Below are 13,908 nucleotides of genomic sequence, written 5' to 3'. Positions count from 1 at the left end.
AATGACAAAACAACGTATTTTTGTCGCCGGTCATCGCGGAATGGTGGGTTCCGCGATTGTCCGCCAGCTTGAACAGCGCGGCGACGTTGAGGTGATTGTTCGCACCCGCGACGAGCTGAACTTGCTTGACAGCAAAGCGGTGCAGGACTTCTTCGCCAGCGAACGTATCGACCAGGTGTATCTGGCGGCGGCGAAGGTGGGCGGCATTGTCGCTAACAACACCTACCCGGCGGATTTCATCTACGAGAACATGATGATTGAGAGCAACATCATTCACGCGGCGCATCTGCACAACGTGAACAAGCTGCTGTTCCTCGGTTCATCCTGTATCTACCCAAAAATGGCGAAACAGCCGATCGCCGAGAGCGAACTGTTGCAGGGCACGCTGGAAGCCACCAACGAGCCGTACGCGATTGCCAAAATTGCCGGGATCAAGCTGTGTGAATCGTACAACCGTCAGTATAACCGCGACTATCGCTCGGTAATGCCGACCAACCTGTACGGACCGCACGACAACTTCCACCCGAGCAATTCGCACGTGATCCCGGCGCTGCTGCGTCGTTTCCACGAGGCGACTGCCGAAAACGCCCCGGACGTGGTGGTGTGGGGCAGCGGCACGCCAATGCGCGAGTTCCTGCACGTGGACGATATGGCGGCAGCCAGCATTCACGTCATGGAGCTGGATCGCGAGGTGTGGCAGGAAAACACCGAGCCGATGCTGTCGCACATTAACGTCGGGACCGGCGTGGACTGCACCATTCGCGAGCTGGCGCAGACCATCGCGCAGGTGGTGGGCTACAAAGGACGCGTGGTGTTTGATGCCACCAAACCGGACGGCACGCCGCGCAAGCTGCTGGACGTGACCCGTCTGCATCAGCTTGGCTGGTATCACGAGGTCTCACTGGAGCAGGGGCTGGCCAGCACCTACCAGTGGTTCCTGGAAAACCAGCACCGCTTCCGGGGGTAATGATGTTTTTAAGTCAGGAAGATTTTGCCACGGTGGTGCGTTCCACTCCGCTCATCTCAATTGATTTGATCGTGGAGAACGAACGCGGCGAGTTCTTGCTGGGGAAACGAACCAATCGTCCTGCACAGGGCTTCTGGTTCGTGCCCGGCGGGCGCGTGCAGAAGGATGAGACGCTAAGCGATGCGTTTGAGCGTCTCACTCTGGCGGAACTGGGCCTGCAACTGCCGATGGCAGCGGGCCAGTTTTACGGGGTCTGGCAGCACTTCTATGACGATAACTTTTCGGGCACCGGGTTCACCACGCACTATGTCGTGCTGGGGTTCCGCCTGAAGGTGAGTGAGGCAGACCTGCGTCTGCCTGATTCTCAGCATGACGATTACCGCTGGTTAACGCCAGAGGCGCTGCTGGCAAGCGACAACGTCCATGACAACAGTCGGGCGTACTTCCTTGCGGAACGTCAGGCCGAGGTGCCAGGCCTATGAAAATCCTCGTCTACGGAATTAACTACTCGCCGGAGCTTACCGGTATCGGGAAATACACCGGCGAGATGGTCGAGTGGATGGCGAGCCAGGGACATGACGTGCGGGTGATTACCGCCCCGCCGTATTACCCGGAGTGGAAGGTAGGCGAACGCTATTCCAGCTGGCGCTACCGCCGCGAAGAGGGGGCTGCGACCGTCTGGCGCTGCCCGCTCTACGTGCCGAAACAGCCCTCGACGCTGAAACGTTTAATTCATCTGGGCAGCTTTGCCCTGAGCAGTTTTTTCCCGCTGATGGCGCAGCGTCGCTGGAAGCCGGATCGCATCATCGGCGTGGTGCCGACGCTGTTCTGCACGCCAGGCATGCGCCTGCTGGGCAAACTCTCCGGCGCGCGCACCCTGCTGCACATTCAGGATTATGAAGTGGACGCCATGCTCGGGCTGGGGATGGCCGGGAAAGGCAAGGGCGGCAAGGTGGCGAAGCTCGCCAGCGCCTTTGAGCGCAGCGGCCTGCACAACGTGGATTACGTCTCGACCATCTCGCGCTCGATGATGAACAAGGCGCAGGAGAAGGGTGTCCCGGCGGAGAAGGTGATCTTCTTTCCGAACTGGTCCGAAGTGGCGCGTTTCCGCGATGTGACAGACCAGGATGCGCAGGCGTTACGCGCGCAGCTCGGTTTGCCTGAAGATCAAAAAATCATTCTTTACTCAGGCAACATCGGCGAAAAACAGGGGCTGGAGAGCGTGATTGACGCCGCGCTTCAGCTGAGCGAACACCCGTGGATGTTCGTGATAGTCGGGCAGGGCGGCGGTAAAGCGCGGCTGGAAAAAATGGCCAGCGAGCGCGGACTGACCAACATCCGCTTCTTCCCGCTTCAGTCTTATGACGCGCTGCCCGCGCTGCTGAAAATGGCGGATTGCCATCTGGTGGTGCAAAAACGCGGCGCGGCAGATGCGGTGCTGCCGTCCAAGCTGACCAACATTCTGGCAGTGGGCGGAAATGCGGTGATTACGGCAGAAGCCGCAACAGAATTAGGCCAGCTGTGCAACAGCTACCCGGGCATTGCCGTTTGCGTAGAGCCAGAATCGGTTCCTGCGCTGGTGACCGGAATTGAGCAGGCACTCGCCATGCCAAAAGAGAACACGGTGGCACGTGAATATGCCGAACGCACGCTCGAGAAAGAGAACGTGCTGAGCCAATTTATTGCAGATATACGGGGATAAATCATGAGTCAAACCACTTTGTATCCGGTCGTAATGGCGGGTGGATCCGGGAGCCGGTTGTGGCCACTTTCCCGCGTGCTTTATCCAAAACAATTTCTGTGCCTGAAGGGCGACCTCACCATGCTGCAAACGACGGTTAACCGTCTGCACGGCGTGGAGTGTGAAAGCCCGGTGGTGATCTGTAACGAGCAGCACCGCTTTATCGTTGCCGAGCAGCTGCGCCAGCTGAATAAACTGACCGAAAATATCATTCTGGAGCCTGCCGGACGCAACACCGCGCCTGCTATTGCTCTTGCGGCGCTGGCGGCAAAACGCAGCAGCCCGGACTGCGACCCGCTGATGCTGGTGCTGGCGGCTGACCACGTTATTCAGCAGGAAGACGCCTTCCGCGACGCGGTTCGCGCGGCGATTCCTTACGCTGAGAACGGCAAGCTGGTGACCTTCGGCATCGTGCCGGATCTCCCGGAAACCGGCTATGGCTACATTCGCCGCGGTAGCGTCACGCCTGGTGAAGGCGACAGCGTGGCCTTTGACGTGGCGCAGTTTGTCGAAAAACCGAATCTGGAAACCGCCCAGGCCTACGTGGCCAGCGGTGAATACTACTGGAACAGCGGTATGTTCCTGTTCCGCGCCGGTCGCTACCTGGAAGAGCTGGAAAAATATCGCCCGGATATCTTAAATGCCTGCGAAAAAGCGATGGCGGTGGTGGATCCGGATCTTGATTTTATCCGCGTGGACGAAGAAGCCTTCCTCGCCTGTCCGGAAGAGTCCATTGACTATGCGGTGATGGAACGTACGGCAGATGCGGTAGTGGTGCCGATGGATGCGGGCTGGAGCGACGTTGGCTCCTGGTCGTCACTGTGGGAGATTAGCGCCCATACCCCGGAGGGTAACGTCCATCACGGTGATGTGATCAGCCACAAAACGGAAAACAGCTACGTCTACGCCGAATCTGGCCTTGTCACCACGGTAGGGGTGAAAGATCTGGTGGTCGTGCAGACCAAAGACGCGGTGCTGATTGCCGACCGTAATGCCGTGCAGGACGTTAAAAAAGTGGTGGAGAAGATCAAGGCTGATGGCCGCCACGAACACCATATTCACCGTGAAGTCTACCGTCCGTGGGGCAAATATGACTCCATTGACGCCGGCGAGCGTTACCAGGTGAAACGTATCACCGTGAAGCCGGGTGAAGGGCTGTCGGTGCAGATGCACCATCACCGCGCCGAACACTGGGTAGTGGTGGCGGGGACAGCCAAAGTGACCATCAACGGTGAAGTGAAGCTGCTCGGTGAAAACGAATCCATTTATATTCCGCTGGGTGCCACGCACTGCCTGGAAAACCCGGGGAAAATTCCACTCGACTTAATTGAGGTGCGTTCCGGTTCGTATCTGGAAGAGGACGATATCGTGCGCTTCCAGGACCGCTACGGGCGGGTGTAGCGCCGTCTTAACGCCGGATGGCGCTTCGCTTATCCGGCCTACGAATGAATAAAAAACAATTAAGCCTGTTAACGGGCGGGCCAACTGTTGCCTGAAAAAGGGGTCATCATGGAAAAATTAACCTGTTTTAAAGCCTACGATATTCGCGGCAAGCTGGGCGAAGAGCTGAACGAAGACATTGCGTGGCGCATCGGCCGCGCGTACGGCGAATACCTGAAACCACAAACTATCGTGCTGGGTGGCGACGTGCGTCTCACCAGCGAATCCCTGAAGCTGGCGCTGGCGAAAGGGCTACAGGACGCGGGCGTCGACGTGCTGGACATTGGACTTTCCGGTACCGAAGAGATCTATTTTGCCACCTTCCACCTGGGCGTGGACGGCGGTATCGAAGTGACGGCCAGCCATAACCCGATGGACTACAACGGCATGAAGCTGGTGCGCAAGGGCGCGCGTCCTATCAGCGGCGACACCGGCCTGCGCGACGTGCAGCGTCTGGCCGAGGCCAACGACTTCCCGCCGGTGAACGAAGCGAAGCGCGGCAGCTATAAGCAGATCAACTTGCAAAAAGAGTACATCGACCACCTGCTGGGCTACATCAACGTGGCGAACCTCAAACCGCTGAAGCTGGTGATTAACTCCGGCAACGGCGCGGCAGGCCCGGTTGTCGATGCACTTGAAGCCCGCTTTAAGGCGCTGAACGTGCCGGTGACCTTCGTCAAAGTGCACAACACGCCAGACGGCAACTTCCCGAACGGTATTCCTAACCCGCTGCTGCCGGAGTGCCGCGACGATACCCGCAACGCGGTGATTGAGCACGGCGCCGATATGGGTATCGCCTTTGACGGCGATTTCGACCGCTGCTTCCTGTTCGACGAGAAAGGGCAGTTTATCGAAGGCTATTACATTGTCGGTCTGCTGGCGGAAGCGTTCCTTGAGAAAAACCCGGGGGCGAAGATCATTCATGATCCGCGCCTCTCCTGGAACACCGTCGACGTGGTGAAGGCCGCGGGCGGCGAGCCGGTGATGTCTAAAACCGGCCACGCGTTTATCAAAGAGCGTATGCGCGAGGAAGACGCCATCTACGGCGGCGAGATGAGCGCCCACCACTATTTCCGTGATTTTGCCTACTGCGACAGCGGGATGATCCCGTGGCTGCTGGTAACCGAGCTGCTGTGCCTGAAAGGACAGAGCCTGGGCGAACTGGTGCGCGACCGCATGGCGGCGTTCCCGGCGAGCGGGGAGATCAATAGCAAACTGGCACAGCCAGCCGAGGCCATCGCCCGCGTCGAACAGCACTTTGCCATTCATGCGCTGGAGATTGACCGTACCGACGGTATCAGCATGGCGTTCCCGCAGTGGCGCTTCAACCTGCGCTCTTCCAACACTGAGCCGGTGGTGCGCCTGAACGTTGAGTCCCGGGCCGATACCGCGCTGATGGAAGCCCGAACGAAGGACATTCTGGCGCTGTTGAATCAGTAAAAAGAAAACCTTACCCCTCACCCTAACCCTCTCCCCAAAGGGGAGAGGGAACTTGAACACCCTCTCCCCTTTGGGGGAGAGGGCCGGGGTGAGGGGCGAGGGGAAAGGTTTAGAACTAAAGGAACAACGATGACAAATCTAAAAAAGCGCGAGCGAGCGAGAACGAATGCATCGTTAATCTCTATGGTGCAGCGTTTTTCTGATATCACCATCATGGTCGGCGGACTGTGGGCGGTGTGTTGGGTCAGCGGGCAGTCGTTCTTATACATGCACTTGCTGATGGCGTTGATTGCGCTGGTGGTGTTTCAGATGATCGGCGGCATGACCGATTTCTATCGTTCATGGCGTGGCGTCAAAATGACCACCGAACTGATGCTGCTGCTCCAGAACTGGACCTTAAGCCTGATTTTCAGCGCAGGCCTGGTGGCGTTCAGCCATGATTTTGATAATCGGCTTGTGACCTATCTCTGCTGGTATCTGTTAACCAGCGTTGGCATGGTGGTCTGCCGCTCGCTGATCCGCTTTGGCGCGGGCTGGCTGCGCAACCGTGGGTATAACCGTCGCTTTGTTGCCGTGGCGGGCGACCTGCCGGTGGGACAGGTGTTGCTCGACAGCTTCCGCAAAGAGCCGTGGTTAGGTTTTGAAGTGGTGGGGGTTTATCACGACGCGAAGCCCGGCGGCGTACCATCTGACTGGGCGGGCAGCTACGAACAGCTGATAGAAGACGCGAAAGCCGGCAAAATTCACAACGTCTACATCGCCATGCAGATGAAAGATGAATCCCGCATCAAGACACTGATGCGCGAGCTTGCCGATACCACCTGCTCGGTGATCCTCATCCCTGACGTGTTTACCTTCAATATTCTCCACTCCCGTATTGAAGAGGTGAACGGGGTACCGGTTGTTCCGTTGTACGACACGCCGCTGTCGGGGATTAACCGCGTGCTGAAGCGCGTGGAGGATATCGTACTTTCGTCCCTGATCCTGCTGCTCATCTCCCCGGTGCTGTGCTGCATTGCGCTGGCGGTGAAGCTCAGCTCTCCGGGGCCCATCATCTTCCGTCAGACCCGCTACGGCATGGACGGTAAGCCGATCATGGTGTGGAAATTCCGCTCCATGAAGGTGATGGAGAACGACAAGGTGGTGACCCAGGCGACGCAGAACGATCCGCGCGTCACCCGCGTGGGTAACTTCCTGCGCCGTACCTCGCTCGATGAGCTGCCGCAGTTCATCAACGTGTTCACCGGCGGGATGTCCATCGTCGGGCCTCGTCCTCACGCCGTGGCCCATAACGAGCAGTACCGTACCCTGATTGAAGGCTACATGCTGCGCCATAAGGTGAAGCCGGGCATCACCGGCTGGGCGCAGATTAACGGCTGGCGCGGCGAGACCGACACGCTGGAAAAAATGGAAAAACGCATCGAGTTCGACCTGGAGTACATCCGCGAGTGGAGCCTCTGGTTCGATATCAAGATTGTTTTTCTGACCATTTTCAAAGGCTTCGTGAACAAAGCGGCGTACTAAGATGAGCTTACGAGAAAAAACCATCAGCGGCGCAAAATGGTCAGCCATGGCCACCATCGTCATCATTGGCCTCGGCCTGGTGCAGATGACGGTGCTGGCGCGCATTATCGATAACCACCAGTTTGGTCTGCTGACCGTCTCGCTGGTGATTATCGCCCTGGCCGATACGCTGTCGGACTTTGGTATCGCCAACTCCATTATCCAGCGCAAAGAGATCAGCCATCTTGAGCTGACCACCCTCTACTGGCTGAACGTCGGGCTGGGTATCTTCGTCTTTGTGCTGGTGTTCCTGCTGAGTGATGTGATTGCCGGCGTGCTGCATAACCCGGACCTGGCGCCGCTGATGCGCACCCTGTCGTTTGCTTTCGTGGTGATCCCGCACGGGCAGCAGTTCCGCGCGCTGATGCAGAAAGAGCTGGAGTTCAACAAAATCGGCATGATTGAAACCAGCGCCGTGCTGGCGGGCTTTACCTTCACCGTGGTCAGCGCCCATTTCTGGCCGCTGGCGATGACCGCCATTCTCGGCTACCTCGTTAACTCTGCCGTGCGCACGCTGCTGTTTGGCTTCTTCGGCCGTAAGATTTATCGCCCGGGACTGCATTTTTCGCTGGCGTCTGTTTCATCCAACCTGCGCTTCGGTGCGTGGCTGACGGCAGACAGCATTATCAACTATGTGAATACTAACCTCTCTACGCTGGTGCTGGCGCGCATTCTGGGCGCGAGCGTCGCGGGCGGCTACAACCTGGCGTATAACGTCGCGGTTGTCCCGCCGATGAAGCTCAACCCCATCATTACCCGCGTGCTGTTCCCGGCGTTCGCCAAAATTCAGGACGATACAGAGAAGCTGCGCGTGAACTTTTACAAGCTGCTCTCCGTGGTGGGGATCATCAACTTCCCGGTACTGCTGGGGCTGATGGTGGTCGCCAGCAATTTCGTACCGCTGGTGTTTGGCGAGAAGTGGAACAGCATCATCCCGATCCTGCAACTGCTGTGCGTTGTGGGGCTGCTGCGCTCGGTGGGGAATCCGATTGGTTCTCTGCTGATGGCGAAGGCGCGCGTGGATATCAGCTTCAAGTTCAACGTGTTTAAAACCTTCCTGTTTATTCCGGCAATTATTGTGGGCGGTCACATGGCGGGCGCCATTGGCGTGACGCTCGGCTTCCTGCTGGTGCAGATCGTCAATACCGTGCTGAGCTACTTCGTGATGATCAAACCGGTGCTGGGCTCCAGCTACCATCAGTACATTCTCAGCCTGTGGCTGCCGTTTTATCTCTCCTTACCGACTCTGGCGGTGAGCTACGGCCTGGGCGTGGTGCTCAACGGGCATCTGCCGCTGGCGGCGCTGCTTGCGGTGCAGGTCGCGGCAGGCGCGCTGGCATTCGGCGTGATGATTGTACTGTCACGCAATGCGCTGGTGGTTGAGATAAAGCGCCAGTTTTGCCGTAACGAAAAAATGAAAACGCTGCTTCGCGCAGGCTAATTTTACGAGGCCATTATGAAATTACTTATTCTTGGCAACCATACCTGCGGCAACCGTGGCGACAGCGCCATCCTGCGCGGTTTATTGGATGCAATTAACACCCTTAAGCCTGAGACAGAAGTGGATGTGATGAGCCGTTATCCGGTCAGCTCATCCTGGTTACTGAACCGCCCGGTGATGGGCGACCCGCTCTACAGCCAGATGAAACAGCACAACAACGCTGCGGGCGTGATGGGGCGCGTGAAGAAAGTGCTGCGTCGCCGCTACCAGCATCAGGTGCTGCTTTCTCGCGTAACCGACACCGGCAAGTTGCGCAACATCGCCATCGCGCAGGGCTTTACCGATTTCGTGCGTCTGCTGTCCGGCTATGACGCCATTATTCAGGTGGGCGGTTCGTTCTTCGTCGACCTGTACGGCGTGCCGCAGTTTGAGCATGCGCTCTGCACCTTTATGGCGAAAAAACCGCTGTTTATGATTGGCCACAGCGTCGGGCCGTTCCAGGATCCGCAGTTCAACCAGCTGGCGAACTATGTCTTCGGCCACTGTGACGCGCTGATCCTGCGCGAATCGGTCAGCCTCGACATGATGAAGCGCAGCGAAATCGACACCACCAAAGTGGAGCACGGCGTAGACACCGCCTGGCTGGTGGATCATCAGGATGACAGCTTCCAGGCCAGCTACGCGGTACAGCACTGGCTGGACGTGGCGGCAAAACAGAAAACCGTCGCCATTACCCTGCGTGAACTTGCGCCGTTCGATAAACGCCTCGGCACGACTCAGGCGGCGTATGAAAAAGCCTTTGCCGAGGTGGTGAACCGCGTGCTGGACAGCGGTTACCAGGTGCTGGCGCTTTCCACCTGTACCGGTATCGACAGCTACAACAAAGATGACCGCATGGTGGCGCTCAACCTGCGTAACCTGGTCAACGACCCGTCCCGCTACCACGTGGTGATGGACGAGCTGAACGACCTGGAGATGGGCAAGCTGCTCTCCGCCTGCGACCTGACCGTGGGCACGCGTCTGCACTCAGCCATTATCTCGATGAACTTCGGCACGCCAGCCATCGCCATCAATTACGAACACAAGTCCGCGGGCATTATGCAGCAGCTCGGTATGCCGGAAATGGCCGTCGATATTCGTCATCTGCTGGACGGTTCGCTGGGTGCGATGGTGGGCGACACGCTCGGCCAGCTGCCTGCGATCAACGAACGTCTGGCGGTGGCGGTGAAAGCCGAACGCGAAAAAGGTATTGGCATGGTGAAATCCGTCCTCGACCGCGTCCGGGAGGGGAAATGAAGGTTGGTTTCTTCTTACTGAAATTTCCGCTGTCGTCTGAAACTTTTGTGCTGAACCAAATCACCGCGTTTATCGATATGGGGTATGACGTGGAGATTATCGCCCTGCAAAAGGGCGATACGCAAAACACCCATGCGGCGTATACCCAGTATGGGCTGGAGGCGAAAACCCGCTGGTTGCAGGACGAACCCGCCGGACGGATGAACAAACTGCGCCATCGCGCCGGACAGACGCTGCGCGGCCTGCATCGCGCCTCGACGTGGCGGGCGCTGAATATGTCGCGCTATGGGGCGGAGGCCCGCAACCTGATCTTATCCGCCATTTGCGGGCAAACGGCCCAGCCGTACCGGGCCGATGTCTTTATCGCTCACTTTGGCCCGGCTGGCGTCACGGCGGCAAAACTGCGTGAGCTGGGGGTGATTGACGGCAAAATCGCCACGATTTTCCACGGTATCGATATCTCCAGCCGTGAAGTGCTGAACCACTACACGCCGGAATATCAGCAGCTGTTTCGCCGTGGTGACATGATGCTGCCGATAAGCGACTTGTGGGCCGGACGCCTGAAAACCATGGGGTGCCCGAGCGAGAAAATCACCGTTTCACGCATGGGCGTGGACATGGAACGCTTCACCCAGCGACCGGTCAAGGTGCCGGGCAAGCCGCTGCAAATTATCTCTGTGGCCCGCCTGACCGAAAAGAAAGGGCTGCACGTAGCCATCGAAGCTTGTCGGCAACTGAAGGCGCGCGGTGTGGACTTCCACTACCGCATCCTGGGTATCGGGCCGTGGGAGCGTCGCCTGCGCACGCTGATTGAACAGTATCAGCTGGAAGACGTGGTCGAGATGCCGGGCTTCAAGCCGAGCCACGAAGTGAAAGCCATGCTCGACGAGGCGGATGTGTTCCTGCTGCCTTCCGTAACCGGCGCCGACGGCGATATGGAAGGCATTCCCGTGGCGCTGATGGAGGCGATGGCGGTCGGCATTCCGGTGGTCTCGACGTTACACAGCGGCATCCCGGAGCTGATCACCTCTGAGCATTCCGGCTGGCTGGTTCCTGAAAACAATGCGCTGGCGCTGGCGGACCGTCTGGCCGCGTTCAGCGATATCGATCAGCAGACGCTGATCCCTGTGCTGCAAAATGCGCGGCAAAAAGTTGAAGCAGAATTCAATCAGCAGGTGATTAATCGCCAGTTAGCGAGCCTGCTGCAAACGCTGTAACGCTGAGGTTGTATGCTGAATAAGATTACCCGACGCCGATTTGTCTCTTCTTTATCCGTCCTGGCTGCTATGCCGCTGTTGTCGCCCCGCGCTGCGCGGGCGGCAACCGGGAAGACGGTTTCTGTCGATCGTTACAACAATAAGGACTGGATCGCCGCCTTTAAGCAGGCATTTGCCGAGGGCGATACCGTTGTTGTTCCCGCCGGGTTAACCTGTGAAAACATCAATACCGGCATTTTCATTCCTGATGGCAAAACCCTGCTGATCCGCGGTGCGCTGAAGGGCAACGGCCGCGGACGATTTGTACTCCAGGAAGGCTGCAAGGTCATTGGGGAAGGTGAGGGTCGTACGCATAACATCACGCTGGACGTGCGTGGCTCCGACTGTGTCATTAAAGGGCTGGCGATGAGCGGCTTCGGCCCCGTCACCCAGATCTACATCGGCGGTAAAAAGCGGCGAGTGATGCGCAACCTGCTCATCGATAACATCACCGTGACGCAGGCCAACTACGCGATCCTGCGTCAGGGGTTCCACAATCAGGTGGACGGTGCGCGCATTACCAATAGTAAATTCAGCCACTTGCAGGGTGACGCGATTGAGTGGAACGTGGCGATTAACGACCGCAACATCCTGATCTCTGACCACGTGATCGATAACATCAACTGCACCAACGGCAAGATCAACTGGGGCATAGGCATTGGGCTGGCCGGCAGTACGTACGACAATGATTATCCGGAACAGCAGACCGTTAAAAACTTCGTGGTGGCAAATATCACCGGCAGCAACTGTCGGCAGCTGGTGCATGTCGAAAACGGTAAACACTTTGTGATCCGTAATATCAAGGCCAGCAATATTACCCCTGACTTCAGTAAAAAGGCCGGAATTGATAACGCGACGGTAGCTATTTATGGCTGTGATAATTTCGTTATTGATAATGTCGATATGGTCAACAGCGCCGGAATGCTAATTGGCTATGGCGTGATCAAGGGCGATTATCTGTCGATACCGCAGACCTTCAAACTTAACGATATTCGCCTGGATAACCGACAGCTTGCCTATAAGCTGCGCGGGATACAGATTTCCTCCGGCAATGCCACGTCGTTTGTTGCCATCACCAACGTTGAGATGCAGCGGGCAACGCTTGAGCTGCATAACAAACCCCAACACCTTTTCTTACGTAATATCAACGTGATGCAGGAGTCAACGACGGGACCGGCCCTGAAGATGAACTTCGATTTGCGCAAAGACGTGCGCGGGAAGTTTATGGCTAAAAACGAGACGTTGCTGTCGCTTGCGAACATAAAAGCGGTTAATGAAAAGGGGCAGAGCTCGGTGGATATTGATCGCGTTGATCAACACGTGGTGAATACGGAACGGTTGAATTTTGCGCTGCCGCACAGGTAATCATCCAGACTATTTTGCGACAATTCCTGGAACGAAATCGCGATCTATTCAGATTACAACTACTGTAATTTGTGGTGGGGTGACCTAGGATTACTTCATATTTACGGCAAAACATGCTGGCGAAAACAGGTTTAAAAGCTATAATTCGTCAACCATTTTAAGGTGGAAGAAATAATGATTAATTTGAAAGCAGTCATACCGGTAGCGGGTCTGGGCATGCATATGTTGCCAGCCACGAAGGCAATTCCTAAAGAGATGCTGCCGATCGTTGACAAGCCGATGATTCAGTACATCGTCGACGAGATTGTTGCTGCAGGGATCAAAGAAATCGTTCTGGTGACGCACTCTTCGAAGAATGCGGTAGAGAACCACTTCGACACCTCTTATGAACTCGAAGCGTTGCTTGAGCAGCGCGTTAAGCGTCAGCTTCTGGCGGAAGTTCAGTCTATCTGTCCTCCTGGCGTGACCATCATGAACGTGCGTCAGGCGCAGCCGCTGGGTCTGGGCCACTCGATCCTGTGCGCGCGTCCGGTCGTAGGCGATAACCCGTTTATCGTGGTACTGCCCGATATCATCATTGATACCGCCTCTGCCGATCCGCTGCGTTACAACCTGGCGGCAATGGTTGCACGCTTCAACGAAACGGGTCGCAGCCAGGTGCTGGCGAAACGTATGAAGGGCGATCTCTCTGAGTACTCTGTTATTCAGACTAAAGAGCCGCTGGAGACGGAAGGGCAGGTGAGCCGTATCGTTGAGTTTATCGAAAAACCCGATCAGCCGCAGACCCTGGATTCCGACCTGATGGCGGTAGGCCGTTATGTGCTGAATGCGGATATCTGGGCTGAGCTGGAAAAAACCGAGCCGGGTGCCTGGGACCGTATCCAGCTGACCGATGCGATTGCTGAGCTGGCGAAGAAGCAGTCGGTTGATGCCATGCTGATGACCGGTGACAGCTATGACTGCGGTAAGAAAATGGGGTATATGCAGGCGTTTGTGAACTATGGCCTGCGTAACCTGAAGGAAGGGGCGAAGTTCAGAAGCCGGATTGAGAAGTTGCTGGCTAACGACTGATAGTCCTTCCGCAGCCTGAAAGACCTTATGCGCGGCAGCCATCATTTTGTTATGTTGTTACATAAACAAAATGATGGCTGCCGCTTTTTGTTATTAATTCCTGTGATAACAGAGAGTTACCTGCTTCAAATCTGGGCTGATTTGTAGCGATTTGTGCTTGTTTCTGACGCCATTTAGGACGACAATTAACGCCAGTTTTTGTCTGTAATCAGACCAGAAAATTCTTCTCTAAACTTCTCTCAGTGCACTGGTAGCTGTTAAGCCAGGGGCGGTAGCATACCTCGCATAAGTTAATGAATAAAGAACGAATGGCTCTGGATAGTAAAGT

At 56.7% G+C, this 13,908-nt stretch carries 11 protein-coding genes; all 11 read left to right on the top strand.

What is annotated here, in order from left to right; translation table 11 throughout:
- The first annotated feature begins 1 nt into the window (after window position 1).
- Window positions 2–967 carry a GDP-L-fucose synthase gene (fcl, locus tag ACQG03_RS14095; RefSeq protein ID WP_015572377.1) on the top strand — a complete coding sequence of 322 codons (966 nt, stop codon included), beginning with the start codon at window positions 2–4 and terminating at the stop codon, window positions 965–967.
- Between the two features lie 2 nt (window positions 968–969).
- A complete protein-coding gene (locus ACQG03_RS14090; protein WP_072201098.1) occupies window positions 970–1,449 on the top strand; it encodes a GDP-mannose mannosyl hydrolase in 480 nt (159 codons plus the stop codon).
- Window positions 1,446–2,669 (top strand): colanic acid biosynthesis fucosyltransferase WcaI, encoded by a 1,224-nt coding sequence (gene wcaI, locus ACQG03_RS14085; protein WP_022648633.1) that lies wholly within the window; start codon window positions 1,446–1,448, stop codon window positions 2,667–2,669. Before ACQG03_RS14090 ends, wcaI begins: the two co-directional genes overlap by 4 nt.
- A 3-nt stretch (window positions 2,670–2,672) precedes the next feature.
- A complete protein-coding gene (cpsB, locus tag ACQG03_RS14080) occupies window positions 2,673–4,109 on the top strand; it encodes a mannose-1-phosphate guanyltransferase (RefSeq protein WP_023300545.1) in 1,437 nt (478 codons plus the stop codon).
- A gap of 108 nt (window positions 4,110–4,217) precedes the next feature.
- On the top strand, window positions 4,218–5,588 hold the full coding sequence (cpsG, locus tag ACQG03_RS14075; RefSeq protein WP_022648631.1) for a colanic acid biosynthesis phosphomannomutase CpsG: 1,371 nt from the start codon (window positions 4,218–4,220) through the stop codon (window positions 5,586–5,588).
- A gap of 129 nt (window positions 5,589–5,717) precedes the next feature.
- Window positions 5,718–7,112 carry an undecaprenyl-phosphate glucose phosphotransferase gene (gene wcaJ, locus ACQG03_RS14070; RefSeq protein ID WP_038416372.1) on the top strand — a complete coding sequence of 465 codons (1,395 nt, stop codon included), beginning with the start codon at window positions 5,718–5,720 and terminating at the stop codon, window positions 7,110–7,112.
- Window position 7,113: 1 nt separating this feature from the next.
- A complete protein-coding gene (gene wzxC / locus ACQG03_RS14065) occupies window positions 7,114–8,592 on the top strand; it encodes a colanic acid undecaprenyl disphosphate flippase WzxC (protein ID WP_063162892.1) in 1,479 nt (492 codons plus the stop codon).
- Window positions 8,593–8,607: 15 nt separating this feature from the next.
- Complete coding sequence (gene wcaK / locus ACQG03_RS14060; RefSeq protein ID WP_022648628.1) at window positions 8,608–9,888, top strand: colanic acid biosynthesis pyruvyl transferase WcaK; 1,281 nt, start codon at window positions 8,608–8,610, stop codon at window positions 9,886–9,888.
- On the top strand, window positions 9,885–11,105 hold the full coding sequence (wcaL, locus tag ACQG03_RS14055) for a colanic acid biosynthesis glycosyltransferase WcaL (protein ID WP_032623954.1): 1,221 nt from the start codon (window positions 9,885–9,887) through the stop codon (window positions 11,103–11,105). Before wcaK ends, wcaL begins: the two co-directional genes overlap by 4 nt.
- A 12-nt stretch (window positions 11,106–11,117) precedes the next feature.
- The gene (wcaM, locus tag ACQG03_RS14050) at window positions 11,118–12,509 is read left to right on the top strand and encodes a colanic acid biosynthesis protein WcaM (protein ID WP_426726132.1); all 1,392 of its coding nucleotides are present in this window, start codon (window positions 11,118–11,120) and stop codon (window positions 12,507–12,509) included.
- Window positions 12,510–12,683: 174 nt separating this feature from the next.
- Window positions 12,684–13,580, top strand: coding sequence for a GalU regulator GalF (gene galF, locus ACQG03_RS14045; protein ID WP_017383282.1), 897 nt, complete (start codon window positions 12,684–12,686; stop codon window positions 13,578–13,580).
- Window positions 13,581–13,908 lie beyond the last annotated feature (328 nt).

This window comes from Enterobacter cloacae complex sp. 342H5, from assembly GCF_050030905.1.
Lineage (GTDB): Bacteria > Pseudomonadota > Gammaproteobacteria > Enterobacterales > Enterobacteriaceae > Enterobacter > Enterobacter intestinihominis.
Note: the sequence above shows the minus strand (reverse complement) of the source record. Positions and strands in the feature narration are given on the sequence as shown.

What these genes read in the sequence shown, in the direction of transcription:
- fcl (WP_015572377.1), top strand. Translation starts at nt 2, where the DNA reads ATGACAAAACAACGTATTTTTGTCGCCGGTCATCGCGGAATGGTGGGT.
- ACQG03_RS14090 (WP_072201098.1), top strand. Translation starts at nt 970, where the DNA reads ATGTTTTTAAGTCAGGAAGATTTTGCCACGGTGGTGCGTTCCACTCCG.
- wcaI (WP_022648633.1), top strand. Translation starts at nt 1,446, where the DNA reads ATGAAAATCCTCGTCTACGGAATTAACTACTCGCCGGAGCTTACCGGT.
- cpsB (WP_023300545.1), top strand. Translation starts at nt 2,673, where the DNA reads ATGAGTCAAACCACTTTGTATCCGGTCGTAATGGCGGGTGGATCCGGG.
- cpsG (WP_022648631.1), top strand. Translation starts at nt 4,218, where the DNA reads ATGGAAAAATTAACCTGTTTTAAAGCCTACGATATTCGCGGCAAGCTG.
- wcaJ (WP_038416372.1), top strand. Translation starts at nt 5,718, where the DNA reads ATGACAAATCTAAAAAAGCGCGAGCGAGCGAGAACGAATGCATCGTTA.
- wzxC (WP_063162892.1), top strand. Translation starts at nt 7,114, where the DNA reads ATGAGCTTACGAGAAAAAACCATCAGCGGCGCAAAATGGTCAGCCATG.
- wcaK (WP_022648628.1), top strand. Translation starts at nt 8,608, where the DNA reads ATGAAATTACTTATTCTTGGCAACCATACCTGCGGCAACCGTGGCGAC.
- wcaL (WP_032623954.1), top strand. Translation starts at nt 9,885, where the DNA reads ATGAAGGTTGGTTTCTTCTTACTGAAATTTCCGCTGTCGTCTGAAACT.
- wcaM (WP_426726132.1), top strand. Translation starts at nt 11,118, where the DNA reads ATGCTGAATAAGATTACCCGACGCCGATTTGTCTCTTCTTTATCCGTC.
- galF (WP_017383282.1), top strand. Translation starts at nt 12,684, where the DNA reads ATGATTAATTTGAAAGCAGTCATACCGGTAGCGGGTCTGGGCATGCAT.